The following is a 25,741-nucleotide window of genomic DNA, read 5'->3' as shown; positions in this document are numbered from 1 at the left end:
GAGCACCCCGTACTGTCGCCTGGGGCTTCGCGCCCTTGAGCACGCATCCTAGAGTTCGATGACGTGGGCCGCACGCCGATGTCGCCGCGCATTGGAGGCGATCATGGAAGTCATTCATTCCCGCTGCGCGGGCCTGGACGTTCACAAACAAACCGTGGTGGCGTGCGTGCGCATCGCTGGCGACGGCCCCCCGTTGCAGGAAGTGCGCACCTTTGCCACCACCACCTCGGCTCTGCTGAGCTTGTGCGACTGGCTCGACTCCTTCCAGGTCGAGGTGGTCGCCATGGAGGCCACCGGGGTGTACTGGAAGCCGGTGTGGCATGTGCTCGAAGGCCACTTCGAGCTGGTGCTGGCCAACGCCGCGCACGTGAAGAACGTGCCCGGGCGCAAGACCGACGTCAACGACTCGATGTGGCTGGCCGACCTGTTGGCCCACGGCCTGATCCGCGCCAGCTTCGTGCCCCCGGTGGCCGTGCAGGAGCTGCGCACGCTCACGCGCACGCGCAAGCAGCTCGTGCGCGAGAGGAGCGCGCACGCGCAACGCATCGAGAAGGTGCTCGAGGACGCCAACCTCAAGCTCAGCGTCGTGCTCAGCGACATCCTGGGCAAGAGCGCGCGCGCAGTGCTGCAGGCCATCATCGACGGCCAGGACGACCCGCAGCACCTGATCTCCTGCATCGGCCGCGTCAAGGCCAGTCGCGCCGAGTTGCTGGAGGCGCTGCGCGGGCGCGTCAGTACGCACCACCGCTTCATGCTCAAGCTGCACCTGAGCCATATCGACGCGCTGGACCAGGCCATCGCCGCCATCGAGAAGGAGGTGGGCCTGGGGCTCGAGCCGTTTCGACAAGCCGCCAAGCTCCTGAGCACCATGCCGGGCCTGAGCGCTGTCAGCGCCCACGTGATCGTGGCCGAGATCGGCATCGACATGTCGCGATTTGCCACGCCCGGCCACTTGCTGTCCTGGGCCTGCCTGTGCCCGCGCAACGACGAGAGCGCCGGAAAGCGCCGCTCCACCCGGCTGCGCCGCGGCGGCCAATGGCTCAAGACCACGCTGGTGCAGGCCGCCTGGTCCGCCGTGAGGGTCAAGGGCGGCTATCTGCAGGCGCAGTTCCATCGGCTGCGCGCCCGACGCGGCGCCAAGAAGGCCATCATCGCCGTGGCCGCCTCGATGCTCACCGCCGCTTGGCACATGCTGCGCGACGGCACCGAATGGCATGACCTCGGTGCCGCTCACTTCGACCGCGCCGACGCTCACAAAACCGCCAACCGCCTGATCCGACGACTTCAGCAAATCGGCTACGCGGTGCAACTCACACCGGCTGGATAGGAAGCGTTTCATCCTAGGATTTCCCCGGGCATGAAAAGCCGTTCATCTGGTTCAGCCGCAGCGGGTTGTAGACACTGTTCGCTGTCACCGCCAGCACCACCTTCTTGCCTTGCAGGTCGAAGGTCGCGTTGAACGATTCGGGTGCGCTGCCCGACGAGATCGAGGCCTTGTCGAAGAGCCGGTGCAGCGCCCACGGCCCTTCGGTGACGATGCCGCCGGCCGGCGTGCCGCTGGCAGTCGTCACCTGCAGCCGCACCTGGTTGCTGTTGCGCGGGCCGGGCCACTTGACGGTGCTGGGCGCCTGCGGGCCGTGCGCATAGCGCACCGTCTGGCCGTCGATGTCGAGCGTGAACTGGCTGATGGCGGCGTCCATGTCCTCGGGCCGGATGTCGATGGTGAACGAGGGCGTGCGCCCGCCCGCCATGCCCGAGAAGAACACGTCGCGGATCGCCTGCGCCTTCTGGAACGAATCGAGATACGCCGAGCGCCCCGGCGAGCTGCCGTCCACCCCCTTCTTGAAGGCCCACGGGTTGACGGAGGTGTCGACCTGAGAGGCCAGGTTCTTCTGGAAGAAGTCGTCCATCATGCCGCCCGGCGCGAACAGCTGCGCGAAGTCGCCGGCGGCCACGTCGCGGTTCGAGCCGCGCGAGAACGGATAGCGCCCCGCAATGGCCTGGCCGCAGAACTGGCCGATGGTGGCGGCCGCGTTCTGCCCGATGTTCTGCCGCGTCACCGCCGCCGCCTTGGACGACGCGGTGGCCGAGAGATCGTTCAGCATGCCCTGGAACGGCACCGGCAGGCGACCCGCCTCGGCCTGCACCTTGGTGACCGCATCGCTCGACGGCGGGATGTTGCCGCTGCGCAAGGCGGTGTCGGTGGCGGTGAGGAAGGTGTAGAGCTCGTTGATGAGCGCGGCGGTGGCGTCGATCGGCGCCTGGCCGCCGGCCTTGGGCGCGGTGACCATGCGGCGAAGCGGCGCGAAGTGGTTGTCCACCAGCGATTCGGGGCGGTCCGGCACGGTGTTGCGGCGCTGGCTGCCGTCGGGCTGCCCGATGAGCTGCTCGATGCGTTCGCGCGTGCTGGCCACGCGGTTCTGCGCCTGGTCGAGCAGGCTGCGCGTGGCCTCGTCGTGGTTGCGCAGCAGGTCGGTCTCGCGCGCCGCACCGCGGATGAGGCGCGACATCGGCGACTCGCTGGTCGAGAGCACGCGCGTCATCTGGATGCTCTGCAGCAGCGAGCGGCTGTCGGCCAGCCGGACGTCGGCCAGGTAGTCGTCCCAGACGCGGATGTAGTCGGTGAGATAGAGCCGACGCACTTCGCGCAGCAGCAGCTCGCGCGAGGTGATGTCGGTCATGCCCGGCGCGCGGATCTGCAGCACCCAGCGGTCTTCCTGTTCGAGCGCGAGCGTGGTCTCCGCCATGCGCTTGTCGAAGATGTCCCAGTAGCCGCGGTAGGTGAACAGCGTCGGGATGCCGTCGGTGAGCGGCTTGCCGCTCGCGCGCTTGATCACCAGCGCGGACTCGGCCCCTGCCGCCTCCGCAATGCTGAAGGCGTTGGGCGGGCTGGTCTGCAGCAGGATGCGCCGCAGCCGCGCATAGGAGCGCTGCGCCAGCGGCACGCCGGCCAGGCGGGCTCGCGTCTCGGTGACGAGCCGGTCGTCCTTGGCGAAGGGCGAGGTCACCACGCGTTCCGCAAACAGCGCCCGCAGGTGCGACTCGAGGTTGGTGCGCTGCTCGCGCGTGAGCCCGGCGCCGATCTTGCGGTCCACGTCGGTGAGCAGCCAGGCCTGGAGAAAGTCGGCGTCGTAGCGTTCCGCGTCGTACAGCATGAGGTAGGCCTTGAGCGCCTCGTAGCTGTATTCGGCATCGGTCTTGGAGGCCTCGCGCAGCGCCTGCTCCACGCGCTGCGAGGCCTGCGGAAGCAGCACGCTTTCGAGCGCACGCTGATAGACGCCGTCGGTCGCGGCCTGCAGCTTCTCGCCCTGATAGAGGCCGAAGCGGTAGCTCACGGGCGGATCGCCGATGTCGAACTGGCCTGACTTGGGCAGGTCGCGCAGGCGGTCGAGCACCGGCAGCGAGCTGGCGATGTCGCTGTTCGAATCGACCACCGTCGGCAGCTCGCCGCGCGCCGCGGCCTTGTTGAAGGCCTTGGCGTTGTTGTCGACTTCGGCCACGTAGTCGCGGTTGTTGCGCCAGCTGTTGACGCAGGCGCCCAGCACCACCACCAGCAGCACGCCGATGAGGCCATAGCCTGTCAGGTCGATGGCCCGCTTGCGCCGGTACCAGCGCAGGTTGGTGCCGGCCACGCCCGCGTCGCGGAAGATCACCTGCTGCAGCAGCTCCTTCAGGAAGTAGCTCTTGCCCGGACCCGGCGGCGGCGCGGGCGGCGCATTGACCTGCAGGTAGCGCTTGATCGCGCCCATCACGCGGTCGAAGGCCGTGCCCTCCTGCGTGCCGCTGGTGAAGTACACGCCGCGCAGCATCGGCGCGACTTCGAACTTCGAAGGGTTGAACACGTCGGCCAGGAAGGTGCCGAGGATGTCTTCGAAGCTCGCGAACTGCTGGGGCAGCAGGTAGGCCTGCGCGCGGCGCAGCTGGTCGGGCTCGGCCGCCAGCAGCTCCGGCAGGCGCTCGTCCAGGCGCTGGTGCAGCAGCTTGTATTCCTGGTGGAAGCGCTCGCGCAGGTCGGCCTTGGCGGGGTCTGCCGGGTTGGCGTCGATCGGAAACGTGAAGCCCCAGACCTGCGAGCGCTCGGCCCGGCCCAGCGAGCCGAAATACTCGTTGAAGCCGGCCAGCAGGTCAGTCTTGGTGACCAGCACGTACACCGGAAAATTGATGCCCAGTCCGTTGCGCAGTTCGAGCAGCCGCTTGCGCAGCGCCATGGCGTGGCGCGCGCGCTGCGCGTCGTCGGCCAGCGGCAGGTCGGCAATGCTGATGGTGAGGATGGCGCCGTTGATCGGCTGGCGCGGCCTGAACTTCTTGAGCAGGTCGAGAAAGCCCTTCCACTCGCCCTCGTCGGTTTCGCGGTTGCTCTCGTGCGTGGTGTAGCGCCCGGCGGTGTCGATGAGCACCGCCTCGTTGGTGAACCACCAGTCGCAGTTGCGCGTGCCGCCGATGCCGCGCACCGCGGCCTTGCCGAGCTGGTCGGCGAGAGGAAAGTCGAGGTCGGAGTTGACCAGCGCGGTGGTCTTGCCCGAGCCCGGCGCGCCGATGAAGATGTACCAGGGCAGCTGGTACAGGTACTGGCGGTCGAACACCGCGAAGCGCCCGGCGGCCTTGCCGTCGGCGTCCGCGCCGAAGCGCATGTTCTTCAGGATGGCCGTCGCGTCGGTGAAGCCGCTTTGCAGCTCCTTGATCTCAGGGGCGTCCTCGGGCTTGGCGGCCTTCTCCTTGGGCGACGGCGTGCGCAGCTGGTTGAGCAGCTGCGCATTGAGGCGCCGCTCGCGCCATTTGCGATAGAGCACCCGTGCGATCCAGATCGCGAACATCAGCGCGATGACCACGATGCGGACGAACTCGCTTTCGAACGGCCGGTAGCGGCCCACCGCGATGACTGGGCCGATGATCCAGATCAGGAACGCAACGGCCAGGAGCCCGAAAAAGACCCACAGGTCGCGGCTCACGAGGAAACGGAAAATCGCGCGCAGCATCAGCGGGTTCCTCCCTGCAACGGCGCTGCGGCGCCGGCCACGGGCGCCACCAGCAGCGTCACTTCGACCCGCCGGTTGCGCGCACGGTTGGCCGGCGAATCATTGGGCACCAGGGGATCGGCATCGCCGCGGCCTTCGGCGCGCAGGCGCTCGGGGCGGGTGACGCGCGTGGCGATCATCTTCTTGACCGCATCGGCACGCGCCTGCGAGAGCTGCCAGTTGGACGGGAAGCGCACGCTGCGAATCGGCTGGTTGTCGCTGAAGCCGCTGATGAGCACGTTGCCTTCCACCGAATTGAGCGCGTCGGCCACGCGCGCGAGCACGGGCGCATAGCGGTCGAGCACGCGGTCGGAGCCCGATGCGAACAGGCCGTCGCCGCGCAGCACCACCACGCTGCGGTCGGCCTCGTCGCGCACGGTCAGCAGGCCGTCGCGGATCTCGGGTTCGAGGAATCGCTGCAGCCGCGGCTGCGGTGCCGGCGCAACGGCCACGGCGCGCTGCGTCTGCGGCAGGCGCACCGCATTGACCGCGGCGAATGCGCCGTCGGAACGGCTGGCCAGGCTGAAGGTGAGCACGCCGAACACGAGCACCAGCAGCACCGCCGCCACCGCGCCCACGGCCCACAGCGGCACCCAGTTGCGCGTGCGGCGCACCGGCGCGCTCGCATCCTGCCAGTGCGGCGACAGCGGCGCGGCAATTTCGCCGCGCGCCTGGCGAATGATCTGCAGCAGCCGCTGCTTGAGCGTCTCCAGCTGCGTGCGGCCGTTGTCGATGACGCGGAAGCGCCCTTCGAAGCCCATGGCCAGGCAGAAGTAGATGAGCTCGATCAGCTGCAGATGCTGCTGCGGGTTCTGCACCAGCCGCGACAGCAGCTGGAAGAATTTCTCGCCGCCCCAGGTCTCGTTGTGGAACATCACGAGCAGGCTCTGCGACGACCAGATGCTGCCGCCCCACGGCGTGAGCGCGGCCGCCTCGTCGACCGCGGTGCACAGGCAGTAGCGCGCGCCGATGATCACCTCGGGCGCAATGCCGCTTTGTTGCGCGCGCGTTTCGAAGCGCCTGACCTCGTCGACCAGGTGCTCGCGCAACTGCGCGGGCGCATCGTGGTGGCCGGTGGCGCGGATCTGCGGGATCAGGTCGAGCAGCGGGTTGGCCGCCGCGACAAGCGGATTGTTGCCGGCCAGCGCCGTGTCGCCCGCATGCGGACGGCGTGCGTCATGCCATGCGGTGAATGACTGGGGTTGCTGCTGCCCGGCGCCGCGCGATGCCAGGGGCACGCCCGCGGGATCGCCGTTGCCGCTGTTGTTGCCGCCGCCGCCCGGGTTGGGCGGCACGAAGCCTCCCGGACCGACGGCCATGTCGTTGACACCGTTCATAGGGTCCCTCACGGACGAATTGCCCAGAACTCCATGGCCAGGCCCGGGAAGTCGCCGGCCAGGTGCATTGCAACGCCGCCCGATTTTTCGAGCTGGCGCCACATGTCGCCACTCTTGTCGAGTTCGAAATAGTGGTAGCCCGCGTTGTATGGAATCTGGCGCGGCGCCACCGGCAGCGGCCGCACCGTGACGCCCGGCAGCTGCAGCTGCACGAGGTCGCGGATGCGCTCCACCGAACCGATCTTGACCTGCGTCGGAAAGCGCTGCTGGATGGCATCGGCGGGCAGGTTGGCATGCACCGCAAGCACGAAGCCCGCGTTGCGCACCAGCACCGGATCGGGCATGCGGCCCACGCGCACGCCGTGGCTGCGCTCCTCCAGCTCGATGGCGATGGCGCTCTGCTCGAGCACGGCCGAGAGCGAGCGCCGCAGCTCTTCCATCAGCGGCCGGATCGTCTCGTTGAGATTGTCGTGGTCGTACTTCGGCCACACCACGGGGCGCCGCGTGGGCGAGGTGTGCGTGGCCAGATGGCAGGCCAGCTTGAACCAGTCGACGAACAGTTCCTCGGGGTGCACCTGCACCGCATGCTGCGCATGCCAGGTCAGTGCGAGATAGCGGTTGACGAGTTCGAGCAGGAGAAAGTCGGAGACCTCGCTCACGCCGCCGCGGCCGGGCTGCGAGAGCCGCGAGGCCAGGGCCTCGGAGCGCTGCGTGAGCAGGCCGTGCAGCTCGGAAACCATGCTGCGCAGCATGGGGTGCGCCGATGCATCGAGCACCGGCGGAATGTAGTTGGCGTCGATCACCAGCTTGTGGTCGGTGCGCCGCTCTATGACGCGTACCGCACCGATGGCCTGCCACTCCGCCGTGAGCGACGACGCGCGCGCAAGGCGCAGGCGCGGCTTCGCAAGCTGCAGCACCGCCGGGCCGAGCGCCACCGAATTGCCGTCGGCCACCTCGCGCTCGATCACGCCGAAGCGCGCGGCCGATCCCTCGTCGTCGGCGAAGAGGATCTCTTCGCTGCCGGTGCGGCGCAGCGGCAGCGCAAGCACGATGAGTTCATCGGTCAGGTCGCTCGGCACCTCGTAAGGCAGCGGCGCATCTTCGGCGCCGAACGAGAACGGCGTGCCGTCGGGCAGCACGCCGGCGCCGCCGAGCAGCGACACGCGTCCGAGTGCATGGGCATCGCGATCGATGTCCAGGCTGAGCCATCCCCAATAGGCACCTTGCAGGCCCGCGGTACGGCGCGTGACGTACTGCTCGACATAGCGCTCCAGTTGCTGGAAATGCTGGGGCCTCAGGTACATGCCTTCGGACCACACCACGCGATTCGCCAATGCCTGCGGAAGGGCGCCATGCTTGCCGGCGCCCGGATTGCGAACTGTCACCAAAGAACCTCCTGGGGAGTGCCCACACTGAAGCGGGAGGTGCTTGTTAACGACCTCCCGATTGATTCGGTTTTTTTCTCTGATGCTACACGGCGCCTCTTACGTTTTGCACCGCATTTCGTGTGCGAATTTCTCGCACTTTCTAACTACAAAGCCGAGAAATTAACGACTTGGTAGTAACTCGATGCCGCTCTTGCGGATCGCGATGCGCACGGTTTGCTCGCTCGGAGAAAACTGCCACACCTTGTACAGATTGGTTTGCTTCGGCTCCTTGAGCGGCAACACGATGCGCCATCGCGCGGCCTCGAGCTTGCGGTAGCCGGCGATGATGCCGATGGCACGCGAATCGAGCCCTGCCTCGCGCTTGAAGACACGATCTTCGCCGCTGCGCATGATGGCCTGGTCGGCATTCACGAGTTCCGTCGAAAGCGTTTCGCGATCGCGGTCCTGTAGTGCAAAGTAGTCTGCTGTCTCGAAGTTACCGGAAGATTTCAATTCGAAGACCTTGACGAGAATCGGCGCTGGCTGGCCGCGTCCGTCGGGGTTGACGCCATCGTCGATCTTGATGGTCACGGCGTATGGCGTGGGCAATGACTTCGCAGTCGATGCGCATCCACTGAGGCCACCGAGCAACGGTGCGGTTGCAAGTGCGCCTTGAAGCAGGGTTCGTCGATGCATGAGATCTTCCCTAGTGGTTCGCGGTCTATATTATCGAAGTCGTGCGCATGAATCGCGTCGCATCGCGTGCCTGTCGCATGACAGCGGCACACTATCTCAAGCATTGCCTTTTGCAAGGTAGGAGAGAAGATTGAAGTCATGTCTGCCTGCTTTGGCGTTCACCTTGGTTCTGGTCGCTGGTTGCACGACCACGCCTCCCCCCGAGCCGCCGCAACCCGAACGCCTGAGCCAGCAAGTGGCGCGCAGCACGCTCGAACGCGCGCAACAGGCCTATGACGAAGGCGACTACGCCAAGGCCATCACCACGCTCAAGAGCGGTGGCGTCTCGGTGTTCGAGGCCGCGGAGCCGGCCACGCGGCTCGACGCCATGAAGCTCGAAGCGTTCAGCTATTGCGTGGCCAACCAGGTGCCTGAATGCCGCGCGCAATTCCGCAAGCTCATGGACGCGTTCCCGAACTTCGACCTCACCGTTGCCGAACGCAAGCACCCGGTGTGGGGCCCCGCCTTCGAGGCCGCCAAGCGAATGAAGCGTTGAACGCCGCAAGGGAGCCGCGGCTCGACATCAACACGGAGATGCCATGCGTTGGACGGTGATCGAACATGCCGGCAAGCCGGTGACCGCGGGGCCCTCGGCCTTGCTCGCGGCACCCGGTGGAACCATCGGGCGCAGCCCCGACAACCACCTGGTGCTGCCCGACGAACAGCGCCAGATCTCGCGCCTGCAGGCCACCGTGCGTTTCGACGACAGTGGCGCGACGGTGCTGCGCAACATGAGCGCGGTGCTGCCCATCGGCGTCAACGAGCGCACGCTGCAGCACGAGCAGGAGTCGCCGATCGCCGATGGCGACCGCGTGACCATCGGGAGCTATGTGCTGGTGGCGGGGAACGGGCGGCGCGCCGTGGCCGTCGAGCCCGCCGCCCCACTGATGGCGGCAGCACCGCCACCGGCCGCGCCTGTGCGCAACGCAACGCCCGCCGGCGCCACGGCGCAAGCGCCGATGGGCTCGCTGCTGCCGGCGGCACCCGTCTCCGACGTGTTCTCGGACCTCTTCGGCGCAGGCGCATTGCCGATCGGCGATACGCAGCCCGTGACCGTGGCGATGCCACCGCCGGCCGTGCCGGCAGCGCCGCCGCCTGCCGAAGCTTTCGCCGCCGCGCCGGTGCCTGCGGCGTCGCGATCGCCATCGCCATCGCCAGCCCCATCGCCGGCAAGCACTCAGCCGGGCGCCCCGCAGATTCCTTCCGCCGCCGATTGGGATGCCATCCTCGCGAATGCGCCGCGCCGCGAGGCGAACGCCTCCGAGCCCATGCCCGACCCGATGGCGCACGAGCCTTTCGAGCTGCCGTCGCAGGCGCGCAGGAATCCGGTCGATCCGCTGGCCGAGCTGAATCCGCGTGCGGAAGACGGCATGTCCGACGTGGCGCTGAAGCGCGGCATGGACCCGCTGTCTTTCTTTGCCGCCGACAACGATGCGCCCTCGCCGCTTTCCGATCCGCGCCCCACCGCGCTGACCCACGAAGATCCGCTCAGCGACGTGCATCCGGCAGTCGATCTGCTGGCCAGGCCGGCCGCCCCGCAGGGATACAGCCATTCGAACCATGCGCGGGAATTGACGGCGCAATTCAGGCCGCCGAACCCGGTGGCCTTCGATGCGCCGGCTGTGAAGGCCAACGAGACGCAGGTGTCCTCGGCGCCTGAGCCGCCAGCACCAGTCCCGGCACCGGCACCGGCACCGGCACCGGCACCGGCAGCATCGATGCCGGTCACCGCCGGCCGCGCGGACATTGCACCGCCTGCAAAGCCCGCGCCGCCTGAACCGCCCGCACCAGAACCGAAGCCCGCTGCTGCTGCGCCGTCGCCGGTGGCCGCGCCGGCAGCCCCTGTCGCAGCGCCCTCCTCTTCGGACGAACTCTTCAAGGCCTTCCTCGAAGGCGCAGGCGTGCCCGACGTTGCCGGCCAGCAACCGCTGGACGCCGAAGCCATGCGGCGCCTCGGCCGGCTCATGCGCGCATTCACCGACGGCACCATCGAGCTGCTCTCGTCGCGCGCCATGCTCAAGCGCGAAGTGCGTGCCGAGATCACGATGATCGTCGACGAAGAGAACAACCCCTTCAAGATCCTTCCCAACGGCCGCGCCGTGCTGATGCAGATGTTCGGCGCGCGCATGCCCGGCTTCCTGTCGCCCGAGGCGGCCGTGCACGACGCACTCGGCGACCTGCAGTCGCATCAGCTCGGCATGGTGGCCGGCATGCGCGCCGCGCTGCTCACTGTGCTCAAGCGCTTCGACCCCACGGCATTGAACACCGCCACGCCGCACGACGGCGGGCTGGGCGAGAAGCTGTTGCCCGGCGGCCGCGAGGCGCGCCTGTGGCGCCAGCTGCAGAAGCTGCATGCCGAGACCACCGCGGCCGTCGAGGACGACTTCCAGGCCGTCTTCGGCCGGGCCTTCCAGCAGGCCTACGACAAGGAGATGGAACGGTTGAAGGAGGCGCGCCGTGCTTGAGACCACCCCTCGTGCTTTCGCGGTTCCCATCTCGACCTCGCAGTTCTCCTGCGTGGGCGAGCGCAGCGGCAACCAGGACGCCATCGGCTATCACCTCGACGAATACAACGCCTGCTTCGTCGTGAGCGACGGCGTCGGCGGCAACGCGGGCGGCGAGCTGGCCGCGCGCATCGCGGTCGATACCGCGCTCAACACCTTCGTCGACAACCCGTCGGTGGCGCAGCACGACATCGAGCAGGCCGTGAAGGCCGCCAACGACGCCATCCTTGCCAAGCAGCGGGAGCTGGCCGACCAGAGCCGGATGAGCGCGACCATCGTCTCTCTGTTCGTGGACCGCACCAGCGGCCAGGCCTGCTGGGCCCACGTGGGCGACAGCCGTCTCTACTGGTTCCGCCGCGGCGCGCTGATGCAGCGCACCGAAGACCACAGCCTGTCGGAGCGCTCGGGCGAGGCTGCCATGGGCAACGGCGCCAACGGGGGCGAACGCCTGGTGAAGACCAACCTGCTGTACCGCGCGCTCGGCGCCAGGGCCACGGCGGAAACCACCGTGTCGACGCCGCAGCGGCTCGCCGACGGCGATGCGTTCCTGCTGTGCACCGACGGCCTGTGGCAGCTCATTTCGCAGCAGGTGATGGAACGCTCGCTGCAACTCGCCGACAGTGCAGAGGAATGGCTCGCGCTGCTGCGCCGCGCGGCCGAGGCCAAGGCCGATGAGTCGCGCGACAACTACTCGGCGTTGGCGGTGTGGGTGGGGTTTCCGCAGCAGGTGACGCTGGCGGGGACGGCTGTGCCCGCGCGCCAGCCCGGTTGAGAACAAACGCGCGCCGCAGGGCCCGGCAAAGCCTGCGGGTGCTGCGCACGCGACCTCAGGCCGCCAGGACCAGCACCTTGAACTGGCTCGGCACCACCCGCATGCCGACTATGTTGCAGCGGTTCTGCAGCGTGATGCTCGTCACGCGCGTGACCGGCGTGCCCTTGACCAGCACCGTGAACGCACCGGTGAGATGCCGCGACTGCTGCATGAAGGTCTGCGAGACCATCCCACCCAGTGCGCCCGGCTGATCGCCGAGCGTGATCGGTGTGACCGTGGCCATGTTGTGCGCGGGCATGCCCATGAACAGGATGTTCCAAGCATTGGGAATGGCCATGGGGCCCAGGGCCATGTTGGGAAACGGGATCGGGACCGGCGTCCTGCAGACGTCGGGAAAAGCCAGGTCCATCCCCATCAGCTGGCAGTTAGCGAACATGCTGGCTCCTCCTCAACCCATGTGAATCTGCGAGGCATCGATCTTCACCAGGTCCTCGCCCGTGACCATCGTGTGCTTCGCATGGATACGGACCGTGTCGCGGGCTTTGCAATCGAGATGCCCGACACGCGACTGATCGACCTCGTCGACGATCCTCAGCGCACTGCGCGTCATCTGCACCACCCTTTCGGAAATGGTCTCGAAGACCTTGCCGACGAGCTTCATCGTGCCCATAGTCGCATCGACCTTGCGGGCAGTGAAGCGCATGTCGTCCGCGCGGCAGTCGGCGCTGCCCGCGCGCATCGTCCATTGCGCCGCGGCCATGTCGAGGACGCCGCCGCTGCGCACGCTGACCTTGCCTTCGCTCTCGATTGTGACCGGGTGCGCGTTGCCGCCAAGGACCAGCGCCCCGTCAATCTCGATGCGGCTTACTGCTGCATCGGCCTGTTCGAGCACCGCGATCAGGAACATGCGATAGGAATCGGGTCCGGAGACCAGCACGGTGTCGCCCACCTGCGGCTTCAAGAGGCAACTGGCGGCCCGCCGGCAGGTTCGCGCGATACCGCTCTCGTCCTCGATCGCGAACTGCCCGTCGGGTAGCAGGCCGCGGATCGTGCCGATCGTATGCACCGGAGACGATGCGTCGGGGGCGACGCGCAGAGGAACGACGTTCATGATGAATTCCCTTTTTCGAGTCGGATGAGGGTTCGGTCCGAAAATGATGGACTCGCCATCAGCGTGCGCCGGACCATGACTGCGCGCGGTGCAGGTCTGGATCGTTCTCGATGATGCCACCGCGTGCTGAAAAACGCGTGCTCTGCTGGACCGCACGGTGAAATCGTGTTCGCAGAAAGTGCGCATCGCTGAAGTCCGCACCCGTCAGATCGGCGTATGAAAGATCCGCGTCGTGGAGCGCGGCCCGCACGAAGCGGGTATCGTGGCAGTGCGCGCGGTGGAACACGCTCAGCGGCATCCGGGCATCGTTGAAGACCACGCCGTCCAGCCGTGCATCGACCCACATGGATCGATCGAACCGGCCTGCGCTGCAATCGGCGCCGCTGAGGTCGGCCTCCGCGTAGATCGTCATACCTGCATCGGCGCCGGAGAAATTGGTACCGCGCAACGACGCGCCCTTGAAGTTGCTCTGCGTCAGCGTTGCACCACGAAAGTCGGCACCGTCGAGCCGGGAGTCGGTGAACTGGCACCGGCGTAGCACCAGCCCGGCAAACTGCTGGCCTTCCATGCCGCATTCGAGGAAGACCATGCCCTCGCCTTCGAAGCGGGCGAAGACGGCGGACCGCAGGTCTATCTTGAACATCGTGACCGTGTGCAGGGATGCCTCGGTGAAGTCGGTCCCGGCGAGGATCGACTCCGCAATGGTCGCCTGGGCCATGCGCCGGGTCCGCAGCGACGCATTCGCCAGGTCGCAGCGAAAGAAGGTGACGCGATCGAGCACCGTGCCGTCGAGGCGTGCGCGCGTCAGATGGGATTCGATGAACGACGACTCCTCGAGCATGGCATCGGAAAAGTCTGCTCTCTCGAACCGTCCACGAAACATCTGCAGCCGCTTGCCGATGGCGCCCGAGAAGTTGCACTGGTTCATTAGGCAATGGGTAATGAAGCTGCCGGACAGGTCCGCACCGCTGAAGTCTGCGCCGGTGAAGTCGATGTTGTCCCACTGCGCACCCGAGAGATCGAGGCCGCGCAGGTTCCAGCCGCGGCAGTCGAGGCCGCGCAGCTGTGCGCCATGGCGCACTTCTTCCACCATCGATTCGGGCGTCATACCGGGGCCTCCGTGTCGCGCCGGGGCCAGACCTTGGCGTGCTGCGTGTAGGCGCCTTCGAGCAGGGTGGTGGCGTCGATGAGCGCCTGTGAGACGTCTGTGCGGAACAGGTTCGCTTCGCGCAGGTCGCCGCCGAGCAGGTTCGACTTCGACAGGTTGGCATCGATCAGGTTCGCCCGGCGCAGCGAAGCGCGGCTGAAGTCCGCGCGCACGAACAGGCTCTCGCCCGCAACGAGACCGTCCAGCCGCGCGTCGGAGAAATCGCATTCCGAAAAATCGCAGTTCTCAAGGTGGGCCGCCGTCAGGTCCGCACCCGCGAAGGACGTGCCGCGCAGGCCGCATTGCTTCAGGAAGATGCCGACCGCCGTCACGCCGATGAAGGCGCTGCGCAGCGCGATGCTGCAGGCATCGAGCCGCGCGTGCGACAGGTCGACGCGCTCCGCCAGCGTTGTAGTGACGAAGCCGCACCGGACCAGTCGTGCCGCGTTCAACGACACGCGCTCCAACCGGCATTCGATCAGGATGACCTGGTTCAACTCGGCCTGGTCCAGCGCGATGTCCCGCAACACCATCTGCCGGAGCGATACCTGGGTCCACCGCGAGGCCTGCATGTCGCATCCCGCTATGTCGGCCTCGTGCAGTTGCGTCTGGTTCAACAAGGCCGAGCGCAGGTTGCACCCGGTAAAGCGCGTGCCATGGCAGAAGGTCTCGAGAAGGCTGGCCGCTTCGAGATCGCAGGTGTCCAGATGCGTGCCACCCAGGTTGGCCTTGTCCAGCCGGGCCTCTTTCAGGCAAGTTCCGGCAAGCGTGGCACGCGACAGCACGGCCTCGGTGAGGTTGCAGCCTGCGAGGTTCGCGCCCCGCAGGTTAGCGTCGGCCAGGATGGCGTACGAAAAATCGGCGCCGCGCAGGTCCATCTCGGAGAGATCCGCGCCGGTGAGATTCATCTTCGCGAAATGCCGGCGCTGCGGGTCCGCGGCAGCCAGCCGGCGCCGCAGTTTGGCGGACCGGAAGGTCGGCATGCGCGGTGCCGCCGATGCCATGTGCGCCGAGTACAGGTAGCCCTGGCGCAGCAGCGGGTCCATTTCGACGGGCGCGCCGACATCTTCGTCCTTGGCGTCGGGTTGCTGCGCTTCGAGCGCGCCCGGGCGGGCACTGCTCATCGCGCCGAGGAGATCGACCGGCGCGCCCTCCGCTGACGGGCGTTGTGCCTGTACACGGGCGGCCTCGGCCTCAAGGCGTTTACTCGCCTCCTGTGCCTTGGCCTCCTCGCGTTCGAGATAGTCGGGCAGATCGTCGAAGGCCGGCAGCGCTTCCTGCATCGCGGGAGGCGTGAGGTAGTCAGCCGGCTGAAGCCCCTGCGCCAGCAGCTCGTTGCATCGCTTTTCGTACTCGCGCCGCACACCCGCGTACACGTTGCGCGGCAGCGGTTCGGAAAGCGTGTCCGGCATCCGCATCGCAGCCCATTCGCCGAGGATCGAACGCGGCACGAGATCGCTGTCGCGCAGCACGTGGATGGCACTCTTTTCCGGATCGACGCGCTTTCGCAGCACATCCACATAGTGCTCCTGCGAACGCGGCTCGCCTGGCAGTTCGAGCGACGGCATGATGTGCTTCACGTCCGAGGCATCGTCTTCCCGCACGCTGGTGGTACCGTGCCAGATGAGGACCACGCGTTCGCGGTCGGGGAAAAACCAGGCCGTGCTCAAGCCGAGTTCGAGGCGGCGCAGTTCGGCGACCTCCGTGGAAAAGCTCAGATGACACACCGCGTTCCACGCCGGCAGGTTGCCGCGCAGGATCGGAATGCCGGGGTGCATGTTCCATATCTCGTAGGGCGCATTCGGCGGCAGGGCCGGCTGGCCCGGCCAGCGCTGGTCCGGACTGGCCGAATTGAAGAAGCGCCAGTCGAGGTCGTTCGCAAAGCCCGGAAAACCATTCTCCAGCCACGCGTCGTCGTACTGCGTGCCCATCAGCGCCATGCGCTGCGGCCAATCGGGCAGGTAGCCGCCGAACGATGCAGCCTTCGGCCGCTGGCCGCGGCGATGGATCCGGTCGGAGACAGCCTCGACGTTGGGCAACCGGCAGGTCTGCACGCCATTGACGATCTCGTCGGCCACGCCCATGCCCAACGGGTTCTCGGGCACGCCCGGTCCGCCGAATGCGTGGCGCCAGTCCAGCGGCATTCGGTCGAACTTGGCCGCCTCGGTGATGCGCCCGCCCAGCCAGAAGCGGTCGCCGAAGACGGCCAGCGACCGGTCCACGCCGGCGACTCGCAATCGCGCCGCGCACTGGGTCTTGTCCTCCTGGTGCGCCGTGTAGGCGAAGCCGCTCGCCAGCACCTCGGCCTCGGCCTTCGGCATGCCCATGTCGAGCACGCTGCCGGGGTCCAGGACCTCGCTGACCATCTGCCAGAGCTCCTGTTCGGGTTGCAGCCGCGGCTCGGCGTCAAGGCTCACGCACGCCAGTGCGGCGATGCCCAGGTGATTGCGCGAGCGCCAGCGGTAAGGCCGCGTGAGCAGGCTGAGTCGAAAGGGCTTGACGATCTTCAAGGTCGATTTCGGGAACGTGTGGTGCGCGGAGGCCGACGCGGATTCAGAGAGAGAAACGGGCCGACGCGACCAGCGGCGCGATCACAAGGTCGGCGGTGGGCGACGTGGAGGCGAAGCGCACGAGCACCGGCTGCCCCACCGCATACAACGCCAGTTCGTTCAGCATCACGACCTTCTGCACCAACGCCCGCTGCTCGACGCCACGCTGGTCCTTGAAGAGCACCGTCAGATTCATGAGCGGACTGGTGTCGCTGTAGGCATTGCCGATCTCGCTGGCGACGATGACGCCGTGCGACTGCGCGTCGAAGCCGCGGCTGCGCGCTTCGCGCCGCCGGATCCTCAGGAACTCCCATGCGCCGCACAGCAACGCCGAGCCCGCGAACAGCAATACCACGCACGCCAGCATTGCCCAGACCGGCATCGCTCCCGCGAGCAGCAGCATCGGCAGCAGGCCTGCAGCCACCGCCACGAGTCCGAGTGCACGCGGCCAGCGGCCGTTCGGGGCGGTCGCGGCCATCACGGAAAGAGCACCAGAATCTTGATGTCCACGTAGATTGGACCGATCGAGACCTGGGATTCCTGTTTTTGGTTGAAAGCTCGGTTCGACCAGCGGAAGGCTTTGATGTCGGCACTGGCGCCGCCGATGTTGGTGCTCGCCGCGTTGACGGTCTCCGACAGCGGTGCGAAGGTAAATGAATTCGCCCAAGCCAGCGAATTTGCAAACGGCGTCATCGACGTGATGGACAGGTCCGCGATGGTGGTGATCGTGCTGCCGGCATGGGTCTTCAGCGAATTCGTGTAACTGATGTCCTTGTGGTCCGAAGTCAGGCTGATGACGTTCGCGTGCACGTTGAACTGATCCGGCGTCGTTATGTTGACGTCGCCTGAGTTCGCAAAGAGATTTATGCCGCCGACGGTGTCGACCTGAACCGTCCCGACCGAATACAGATTTGACGCGCCTCCAACAATCCGAACGCTGTCTCCACTCACCCAATAGTTTTCGTTTCCCTTGCTGACCGAAACATTCTTGGTTCCTGAGGTTTCTTCATATGCTGCGGAAATCGTCGTTTTCTGACGTCCCGTTATATCTTCGGTCAAACCACCAGTTATCGTCCGGGTCTCGCCGCTGTCCACCGTGTCTGTGCGACTGCCGGTCACGTGAATGATCTGGTCGCCATCGACGTAGACATCTTGGTTGCCACCTTTGATCTTGACGTTCTGCGGACCGCCATTGACGGTGATGTTCTGCGGTCCCCCCTCGTTGACCGTCACGGTATGCGGGCCGTTGATCGTCTCGGTGAGCGAGGTGTTGGTGGTGTAGTCGTCGGCGCCCTCGATCACCGTGGTGCGATCGCCGGCGATGGTGTCGCGCTCGTCCGCTTCCACATCGAGCTCGAAATCCTTCTCGGCATGAATCCGGACCAGTTCGCAGCCCGGCGCATCGTCCAGAATGAACTCGTTGGCATTCGCCGGCGTGCCGTCCTGGCTGCGGCTCACGAAGCCGCTCACGGTAACCTTCGCGGGCAGTTCCAGCGGCGGCATCTGGTCGGAGTTGTAGACGCGGCCGATGATGATGGGCCGGTCGGGATGGCCGCCGATGAAATCGACGATCACTTCCTGGCCCTTGCGCGGATGATTGACGGCGCCGTAGTTCGAGCCGGCCCAGGCGCTGGAAACGCGCACCCAGCATGAGCTGTTCTCGTCGCTCTTGCCGTAGCGGTCCCAGCGGAACTGCACCTTCACGCGGCCGTATTGGTCGACCCAGTACTCCTGGCCTGCCCTGCCCACCACCGTCGCGGTCTGCGGCCCGTTGGTCCGGGTCATCGGCGTGACGCGCGGCGGACGGAATGCGTACGAGGTCGGCTGCACCGCGAAGCTGAAGCTGTAGTGGCTTTCGGCCGCACCGCTCTCATACCCGCCTTCGCGCAGCGCATAGGACACCGACACGATCAGGTATTCGCGGTTGTCGTCCTGCCGCGGGCAGTTCTGCATCGTGAAGCGGTAGCCCGGCGCCATGCCACGCACGCTGGAGTGGCCGACGTCGCGCTCGGCCTGCGATTGCGCCTCTTCGAGCCGGATGCGCGAGTAGTGCTCGCCCTGCTCGGCCTCGCTGAAGCCGCCCAGCCATTCGTAGATCTCGTAGGTGTCGTGAGGATTCCCGCGCGGCTGGCTGCGCATGCCCATGAGGTCGGCCTTCGACTTCTTGAAATCGTAGTCGTCCACCACATAGGTGCCGGGGCGGATTTCCTCGGTCACCTGCCACTGGTCGATTACCTCCTGGAACGGGTCCGGGTTGCGGTCGGCCGCAAGATAGCTGATCTTCGGATAGCCCGGCAGGGTTTCGTGGGCGCCGATGTCGTCGGCAAGCACCAGCGTGTGCTCGCCCTTCTCGTGCTTGAAGTAGTAGTAGATGCCTTCATGCTCCATCAACCGGCTCACGAAGGCGAAGTCGGTCTCCTGGTACTGCACGCAGTACTCCCACTGGCGGTAGGTTCCGCTGAGCTTCTTCTCGAACGCGAAGTTGTAGTCGGCGAACACTTCCTGGAGGATGTCGACGACCGACTTGTTCTGGAAGATCTTGCAGTCGCTGGTGCGCGTCAGATACCAGAGCCAGGGCCGCACAGTGGCGCGGTACAGCACGTAGCGCGACGAGCCCCCTTCCTTGCCGACCATCGTGAAGCGAACGATCTGCCCATTCAGGAAACGAGGTTCGCCCGCCGTCTGTATCTCGAGCGAGAGCGGCTTGCCCAGCACCGACTTCATGTCGAGCGACACGCTCGGGCTCAACAGGTCGACCTCGAACTCGAACAGCTGCGACAACCCCTCGGTGCCGTGCATCGAGCGGAACAGAAGCTGGTCTTCTCCCAGCGGCGTGTGGGCTTTGACGACTCTGTTGGGCATGGCTTGCTCCCCTTCTTCGCTCAGCGTTCAGAAAATTCGTAGTGGAAATCGTCGTTCGCCGCGCTCAACCGCACGCCGGCGAGCTTGCGCGCACTGACCGTGGCACCGATGACTTCTTCGCTCAACCGCGGAAGGATGGTGTGCGTGAGGATCGCATCGATCATCCGTCCGCCCGACTCGATGGCGGTGCACCGGCGCGCCACCAGTTCGACGGCGCTGTCGTTGTAGTCCAGGGCAATGCCATGGTTTGCATCGAGGCGCGCGGCAATACGGTCGAGCTGAAGGCGAATGATGCGGTGCAACGCATCGGCTTGCAACGGGTAATAAGGCACTACAACCAGCCGGCCCAGCAGCGCCGGCGCGAACACCTTGAGCAGCGGTTCGCGCAATGCGGCCGCCAAGGGCTCCGGGTCGGGGCGCAGGGTCGGGTCTTCGCACAGCTGCATGACCAGGTCGGTGCCGACGTTGGAGGTCATGATGATCACGGTGTTGCGGAAATCGATGTGGCGGCCCTCGCCGTCTTCCATCCAGCCCTTGTCGAACACCTGGAAGAAGATCTCGTGCACATCGGGGTGGGCCTTCTCGATTTCGTCGAGCAGCACCACGCTGTACGGACGCCGGCGCACGGCCTCGGTGAGCACGCCGCCTTCGCCGTAGCCCACGTAGCCCGGCGGCGCGCCCTTGAGCGTGGAGACGGTGTGCGACTCCTGGAACTCGCTCATGTTGATGGTGACGAGGTTCTGCTCGCCGCCGTACAGCGCTTCGGACAGCGCCAGCGCGGTCTCGGTCTTGCCCACGCCCGAGGGGCCGCACAGCAGGAACACGCCGACGGGCTTGTTCGGATTGTCGAGCCGCGCGCGGGCGGTGCGGATGCGCCGCGAGATGGTCTCCAGCGCATCGGGCTGCGCGACGACGCGGGCCGAGAGGATCTCGCCGAGGCGCAGCACCGACTGCGCGTCGTCGCGCACCATGCGGCCGATCGGAATGCCGGTCCAGTCGGCCACCACGGTGGCAATGGCCTGCGCGTCGACGGCCGCCAGGATGAGCGGGGATTCGCCCTGCAGCTGCACGAGCCGGTCCTGCGCCTGGTCGAGTTCGGCGCGGATCTCTTCGGGCGTTCGCTCGGGCTCGGACAGAACGGCCTCGGCCCGGGCCGGTGCCTCGGCATCGCCCTCCTCCTCGGCATCGCCCTCCTCCTCGGCCTCGTCATCCGGCTGCGCCTCGGCCCGCACCGGCACCGCGTCGGGCGACAGCAGCTTGCGCAGTGCCACGATGCGCTCGACGAGCACGCTTTCTTCCACGCGCCGCTTCTCGAGCAGGTCGAGCTCGGCCCGCGCCACGGCCACCTGGGCCGCAATGTCCTCCACGCGCTGGTGCTCGCCGACGCCGATCGCCGCCTCGCGCCCGGCAATGCCCGACTCGATGCCCAGCACCTCGATGCGGCGCTGCAGGTCTTCGATCGCGGCGGGCAGCGCATGCTGGCTCAGGGCCACGCGCGCGCAAGCGGTGTCGAGCAGGCTCACGGCCTTGTCGGGCAGCTGGCGCGCGGGAATGTAGCGGTGCGACAGGCTCACGGCCGCTTCGAGCGCGGCATCGAGAATGAGCACGCCGTGATGCTTCTCCAGCTCGGCCGAAATGCCGCGCAGCATGACCACGGCCTTGGACTCGGTGGGCTCGTGCACCTGGATGGTCTGGAAGCGCCGCGTGAGCGCCGGGTCCTTTTCGATGTACTTCTTGTACTCGGACCAGGTGGTGGCGCCGATGGTGCGCAGCCGCCCGCGCGCGAGCGCCGGCTTCAGCAGGTTGGCCGCATCGCCGGTGCCGGCCGTGCCGCCCGCGCCGACCAGCGTGTGCACCTCGTCGACGAACAGCACGATGGGCCTGGGGCTCTTCTCGACCTCGTCGATCACCTGGCGCAGCCGCTGCTCGAACTCACCCTTCACGCCCGCGCCGGCCTGCAGCAGCGTGGGGTCGAGCACCCAGAGCGACACATCCTTGAGCGAGGGCGGCACGTCGCCCGCCGCGAGCCGCGAGGCCAGCCCTTCGACCACGGCCGTCTTGCCCACGCCCGCTTCGCCGGTGAGCAGCGGATTGTTCTGCCGCCGGCGCATGAGGATGTCGATGATCTGGCGGATCTCGTCGTCGCGGCCGTAGACCGGATCGAGCTCGCCCGCACGCGCCTTGGCCGTGAGGTCGCTCGCGTACTTGGCCAGCGCAGAGCCGCCCGCGGCAGCGCCCTCGCCCTGGTGGGACACTGCTGCGGCGGCTTGCCCCGGCGCGGCCGCAGCGTCGAAGTCGTCCTCGGGCGAGCCCTCGGTCCATGCGGGAAGCTGGGCAATGAGAACGTCGGGCACGATCTTGTCGAACTCGCGCGAGATGCCCGAGAGCACCTGGCGCAGCCCCGGGGTCTTGACGATGCCCGCGAGCAGGTAGGCACCGCGGATCGATGTGGCCTCGAAGCGCAGGCTCGCATAGACCCAGGCGCGCTCGACGGCGTTGTCGACGTGCTCCGAAATGTCGCTGATCGACGTGGCGCCGTGCGGCAGTCGGTCGAGCGCGCGCACGAGGTCCTGCTCGACCGCATCGAGGTTGAGGCCGGCGCGCTTGACGATGCGCAGCAGGTCGCTGTCCTGCAGTTGCAGGATCTGGTGCAGCCAGTGCACCAGCTCCACGTAGGCGTTGCCGCGCAGCTTGGCGAATGCGGTGGCGGTCTCCAATGCCTTGTAGAGCATCGGATTCAGCTTGGAGAAAAGGGAGACGCGGCGGATATCGGTCATAAGGCCATGGAAGAGGCTTCGGCCGCCACGGAAGCAGCCGAAGCGGAACGGGAATACAGGGCTTCGGGCTGGAACAGCATGTCGCCGGCGTCGGTGGGCGAGAGGCGCGTGCCGAGCCAGCTTCCCCAGCCCAGGCGCTGGTCGCTGCCCAGCTGCATGCCGAGGGCTTCCTGCTTCTTGAGCACGAGGCGCAGCTCCCAGGCAAACTCGATGCCCACGTACTGGCGCACCCAGTCGACCACCTGCTGCAGGCGCTTGCTGCCCGGCAGGAAGTCGCGAAACTCGTTCTGCGAGAGCGGTCCCAGCTCCAGGCGGAACTTGCCCTGCGCATCGCGCACCGCCAGGCCGATGGTGGCGCCGGCGCCCAGCTTCTGGTTGCGCCCGGAAGTGCCGATGCGGCTGACCTGCCGCTCGTCGAGCATCACCCAGTCGCTCACGAACTCCTCGACGCGCACGGGCACGTCGAAGTACAGCCGGAGGATCTGGATCAGGCCCTCGGGGTTGCGCGTCTGGCGCACGAGGTGCCCGGCCATGAAGGTGCGCGCATGGTCGGCAATGCGGTCGCGTTCCTTGAGCCCCGGCTGCCCCATGTTCATGAGGCTCGCCACATAGTCGACGAAGCGGTGGCCGTCGGGGCGGTCCAGGCTGTTGACCGACTGCGCATCGGCCCAGGCCCGGTAGAACAGCAGGATGAGCCGGTGGTGGAACAGGTCGGCGAAGGCGCTGAGCGTGTTGTCGCTGTGGTGGCGCTTGCGTTCGCGCGCGTACTCGGTCAGGTGCAGTGGCAGCGGCCCGTTGGGGCCGAACAGGCCGAAGCCGTAGATCGAGATGCGCGGCGGGCCATCGCCGTCGACATCGACACCCGAGACGTTCGACGGCGCAAAGGCCATCGAAGGCTCCTGCCCCAGGCGCAACGGCTCGTCGAGCGGGCGCGGTGCGCGGCCCAGCAGGGGGTGGCCGCCGTGTGCGTCGAGGCGGCGCAGCAGCATGAACAGGTCGTGCTCGAAAGGCTGGTCGACCAGGCCGGCCCACAGGACCGGATCGGCCTCGGGAGCGCCGCGCCGCGGCGCGCGTGCCGCAGCATCCTCGGGCGCGATCGGCGGCGCCTGCTGCGAATCGTCGGCGAGGTCGGCTGTGCTCATGCTCATACGGCTGGGCGGCGTCCGATGCGCGGCGTCCAGCGCGCGATCTCGCCGCGCTGCAGACTGGAGAGCGCGAACTCGGTGAACGCGTTGAGCGACACGTGCCGGCTGAAGAACTGCTCCAGCACGGCGCCGAAAAGATAAGGGCTCGCTCCCGAGAAGGCCACTTCGTCGATCTTCAGCGCGATTTCCACCCCGCGCCCGAAGACGATCGGTCCCGGCTCGGGCAGGCGGCGGAACACCGGCGCCAGCGCCATCGAGCGCACGCCCTGGATCTGGCGGCGCACCGCGGGGTCGGCCAGGTTGCCGTAGAGATCGAGCATCTCGCGCAATGCGGCCGCGCCCTGCGTGGCGTCGATGTCGGTCAGGCTCAGGTAGTTGAGGCCCAGGTGGCTGATCAGGCGCCAGGTCAGCGCGCCTTCGGCCAGCGCGGGATAGGGCCGCGACGGCCCGCGCAGGATGCGGATGCCGCGCACCGGCGCCGACACGCGCAGCGAGAAGTCCGACTCCAGCCCGGTCGGCAGCAGCAGCGGCAGGTCGCGGTTGGTGCACAGCGCGTCGATCGTGATGTGGCGCAGGCTGTGCGGAAAGGGCGCGTCGTGCTGGTCGACGAGCGACACGTACACCTCGCTGCCGGTGTAGCTGGTGCGGGTGCCTTGCGCGCGTGCACGGTCGGACACCAGGCGCGGCTCGCGGCGCAGCGAGAAGTACGCGCCGAAGTCGCCGTCGTCGGCGGCGAACGAACCCAGGAAGGGCCTGAACTCGCGCTCTTCCGAGCCGCTCGCCATGTGGCCCGTGACGCGCTCGACGGTGAAGATCTCGAAGTCGCGCGGACGCGTGCGGTCGATCACCGCATGGTGCTCGTGCTGCCCGGGGCCCACCGGAATGCGGTCGCTGCGGCGCGGCACCAGGTTGATGATGGGCGTGCAGAACAGCGAGAAGTGCTTGGCGTCGACCAGCCGCTCCAGGTCGCCGTCGGCGCGGTCGAGCAGGATCACGATTTCCATCGTGGTGCCGCCCATGGCGGAGGCCGCCGCGCGCAGGTTCTTCACGCTGAAGAACAGGTAGCGGTCGGGGAAGGCGAAGTACTCGTGCAGCAGCCGGTAGCCCTGGAACGAGCGCGCGTCATAAGGCAGCAGCGCCTGCTCGGGATCGAAGCCCTCGTGGCGAATGGCTTCGTCGCCGAGCGGAACGATCCGCGCCTTGCTGCCCGGGCCGCTGCGGCATACGGTGCCGATGCTGTGGTGCACCGCGAGTTCGAGCACGCGCAGCGCGTGCAGCTCCGCGCCCGAAAGAAAGAACTCGAGCCGGTCGATCGGCAGCTCGGCGAAGGTGGTGCCGCCCACGGCTTCGAGCTTGATGGTGATCGCGCTCTTGGCCCGCTGGGCCACCGCGGGCATCGCATGCGCGATCTCTGCAGGCACGGGTCCGATGCCCGCATCCGCGATCCTGATGGGCCACAGCGTGACCTCGTGGCCGGTGCGGAATTCGCAGGCCGTCTGCTCGCCCTTGATCATGCGCCCGCGCATGATCGTGTGGCGCGGCAGTTCGTAGCCGGCCTTCAGCGAGCCTTCATTGAGGTTGCCGTCGATCTGCACCACGGCCATGGCGGGCAGCGGCGCGAGGAAGTTGGGGTACACCACCTCGAGCAGCCGCTGCGAAAAGCGCGGAAACTCCGCGTCCATCTTGAGCTGGATGCGCGCCGTGAGAAAGCTGAAGCCCTCGAGCAGGCGCTCCACGTACGGGTCGCTGACCTCGATGCCGCGCATGCCCAGCCGCCCGGCGATCTTCGGGTAGCGCTGCGCGAACTCGGCACCGAGCTCGTGCATGTAGGTGAGCTCGCGGTTGTAGTAGTCGAGCAGCCTTGCGTCCATTCAGAGTCCTCCCGTCGGGCGCAGGACCATGTGGCCGCTCTCGAGGTCGAGCTCGGAGCGCAGGATGAATTCGATCGGGTAGGGCACCGACCACAGCGTGCCGCGGATCTCGAGCGCGAGCAGGTTGTGGTGCTCGAGGTCGGAGGCGTCGGTGACGCAGCGCACGTCGATACTGTCTTTCATGATGCGCGGCTCGAAGTCGATGATCGCGGCGCGGATGGCGGCCTCGACGTCCGCGAAGTTGACCTCCGACATGCGTCCGCCGGCCCAGCCGCGCACGCCGTAGTTCACGACCGAGCGCCGCGCGCGCGGCATGGCGTTGATGGTGTGGTCCGCACCGAAATTGGTGGTGTTGAGCAGCCATTGCAGATCGCGCAGCACCGAGTCGCGCAGCAGCTTTCCGCTCATCAGGAATGCACCCGCGCGCTCCTGGCGGCTTTGCGGCTGCTTGTCGGTCAGGCGGTCGAGCAGCACCGGCTGCAGGCGGTCGCGTGCAACGCTTTCTTGCTGGTCGCCATCGGCCTCCATGGCCGGACGGCTGGCTGGCAG

At 67.2% G+C, this 25,741-nt stretch carries 18 protein-coding genes; 4 read left to right on the top strand and 14 right to left on the bottom strand.

Translation table 11 applies throughout. From position 1 onward, the window contains the following. Positions 1-103: 103 nt before the first annotated feature. Positions 104-1,327 carry an IS110 family RNA-guided transposase gene (locus tag VAPA_RS01220; protein WP_021003967.1) on the top strand — a complete coding sequence of 408 codons (1,224 nt, stop codon included), beginning with the start codon at positions 104-106 and terminating at the stop codon, positions 1,325-1,327. A gap of 13 nt (positions 1,328-1,340) precedes the next feature. Here VAPA_RS01220 and tssM read toward each other — a convergent pair whose 3' ends face one another. From tssM to tssJ, 4 genes are all read right to left on the bottom strand, one after another. Beyond that, complete coding sequence (gene tssM, locus VAPA_RS01215; protein ID WP_021004949.1) at positions 1,341-4,976, bottom strand: type VI secretion system membrane subunit TssM; 3,636 nt, start codon at positions 4,974-4,976, stop codon at positions 1,341-1,343. Next, positions 4,976-6,352 carry a DotU family type VI secretion system protein gene (locus VAPA_RS01210; RefSeq protein WP_021004948.1) on the bottom strand — a complete coding sequence of 459 codons (1,377 nt, stop codon included), beginning with the start codon at positions 6,350-6,352 and terminating at the stop codon, positions 4,976-4,978. The genes tssM and VAPA_RS01210 overlap by 1 nt, the downstream gene beginning before the upstream one ends. An 8-nt stretch (positions 6,353-6,360) precedes the next feature. Further along, positions 6,361-7,740 (bottom strand): type VI secretion system baseplate subunit TssK, encoded by a 1,380-nt coding sequence (gene tssK / locus VAPA_RS01205; protein ID WP_041945967.1) that lies wholly within the window; start codon positions 7,738-7,740, stop codon positions 6,361-6,363. A gap of 159 nt (positions 7,741-7,899) precedes the next feature. After that, complete coding sequence (tssJ, locus tag VAPA_RS01200) at positions 7,900-8,415, bottom strand: type VI secretion system lipoprotein TssJ (protein ID WP_021004946.1); 516 nt, start codon at positions 8,413-8,415, stop codon at positions 7,900-7,902. 163 nt (positions 8,416-8,578) lie between these two features. Here tssJ and VAPA_RS01195 point away from each other — a divergent pair, with 163 nt between their 5' ends. Genes VAPA_RS01195 through VAPA_RS01185 form a run of 3 tightly spaced genes read left to right on the top strand, consistent with a single transcriptional unit; the run spans position 8,579 to position 11,730 of the window. Beyond that, positions 8,579-8,950 carry a TssQ family T6SS-associated lipoprotein gene (locus VAPA_RS01195; RefSeq protein ID WP_230558944.1) on the top strand — a complete coding sequence of 124 codons (372 nt, stop codon included), beginning with the start codon at positions 8,579-8,581 and terminating at the stop codon, positions 8,948-8,950. Positions 8,951-8,993: 43 nt separating this feature from the next. Beyond that, positions 8,994-10,919, top strand: a complete 1,926-nt coding sequence (gene tagH / locus VAPA_RS35390) for a type VI secretion system-associated FHA domain protein TagH (protein ID WP_021004944.1) — start codon at positions 8,994-8,996, stop codon at positions 10,917-10,919. Beyond that, positions 10,912-11,730, top strand: coding sequence for a PP2C family protein-serine/threonine phosphatase (locus VAPA_RS01185; protein WP_021004943.1), 819 nt, complete (start codon positions 10,912-10,914; stop codon positions 11,728-11,730). Before tagH ends, VAPA_RS01185 begins: the two co-directional genes overlap by 8 nt. Before the next feature lie 55 nt (positions 11,731-11,785). Here the strand turns inward: VAPA_RS01185 and VAPA_RS01180 are convergent, their stop codons facing one another. The 10 genes from VAPA_RS01180 to tssE all read right to left on the bottom strand — a co-directional run bounded on the left by VAPA_RS01180 (position 11,786) and on the right by tssE (position 25,720). After that, positions 11,786-12,166, bottom strand: a complete 381-nt coding sequence (locus tag VAPA_RS01180) for a DUF4150 domain-containing protein (protein WP_021004942.1) — start codon at positions 12,164-12,166, stop codon at positions 11,786-11,788. A gap of 12 nt (positions 12,167-12,178) precedes the next feature. Further along, positions 12,179-12,841, bottom strand: a complete 663-nt coding sequence (locus VAPA_RS01175) for a DUF3540 domain-containing protein (RefSeq protein WP_021004941.1) — start codon at positions 12,839-12,841, stop codon at positions 12,179-12,181. 58 nt (positions 12,842-12,899) lie between these two features. Then, the gene (locus VAPA_RS01170) at positions 12,900-13,934 is read right to left on the bottom strand and encodes a pentapeptide repeat-containing protein (RefSeq protein ID WP_230558943.1); all 1,035 of its coding nucleotides are present in this window, start codon (positions 13,932-13,934) and stop codon (positions 12,900-12,902) included. An 11-nt stretch (positions 13,935-13,945) separates the two neighbouring features. Continuing rightward, the gene (locus tag VAPA_RS01165) at positions 13,946-16,498 is read right to left on the bottom strand and encodes a DUF2169 family type VI secretion system accessory protein (protein ID WP_021004939.1); all 2,553 of its coding nucleotides are present in this window, start codon (positions 16,496-16,498) and stop codon (positions 13,946-13,948) included. Positions 16,499-16,541: 43 nt separating this feature from the next. Continuing rightward, the gene (locus VAPA_RS01160; RefSeq protein ID WP_021004938.1) at positions 16,542-17,015 is read right to left on the bottom strand and encodes a hypothetical protein; all 474 of its coding nucleotides are present in this window, start codon (positions 17,013-17,015) and stop codon (positions 16,542-16,544) included. After that, the gene (locus tag VAPA_RS01155; protein WP_413470479.1) at positions 17,015-19,336 is read right to left on the bottom strand and encodes a type VI secretion system Vgr family protein; all 2,322 of its coding nucleotides are present in this window, start codon (positions 19,334-19,336) and stop codon (positions 17,015-17,017) included. Before VAPA_RS01155 ends, VAPA_RS01160 begins: the two co-directional genes overlap by 1 nt. An 83-nt stretch (positions 19,337-19,419) precedes the next feature. Next, complete coding sequence (tssH, locus tag VAPA_RS01150; RefSeq protein WP_021004936.1) at positions 19,420-22,176, bottom strand: type VI secretion system ATPase TssH; 2,757 nt, start codon at positions 22,174-22,176, stop codon at positions 19,420-19,422. Then, positions 22,173-23,324 (bottom strand): type VI secretion system baseplate subunit TssG, encoded by a 1,152-nt coding sequence (gene tssG / locus VAPA_RS01145; protein ID WP_021004935.1) that lies wholly within the window; start codon positions 23,322-23,324, stop codon positions 22,173-22,175. The genes tssH and tssG overlap by 4 nt, the downstream gene beginning before the upstream one ends. Then, the gene (gene tssF / locus VAPA_RS01140; RefSeq protein ID WP_021004934.1) at positions 23,321-25,192 is read right to left on the bottom strand and encodes a type VI secretion system baseplate subunit TssF; all 1,872 of its coding nucleotides are present in this window, start codon (positions 25,190-25,192) and stop codon (positions 23,321-23,323) included. The genes tssG and tssF overlap by 4 nt, the downstream gene beginning before the upstream one ends. After that, a complete protein-coding gene (gene tssE, locus VAPA_RS01135) occupies positions 25,193-25,720 on the bottom strand; it encodes a type VI secretion system baseplate subunit TssE (RefSeq protein WP_021004933.1) in 528 nt (175 codons plus the stop codon). Between the last annotated feature and the right edge of the window lie 21 nt (positions 25,721-25,741).

Source organism: Variovorax paradoxus B4 (genome assembly GCF_000463015.1).
Lineage (GTDB): Bacteria > Pseudomonadota > Gammaproteobacteria > Burkholderiales > Burkholderiaceae_C > Variovorax > Variovorax paradoxus_E.
The sequence above is the reverse complement of the archived record's forward strand: the minus strand, read 5'-3'. Positions and strand labels throughout refer to the sequence as shown.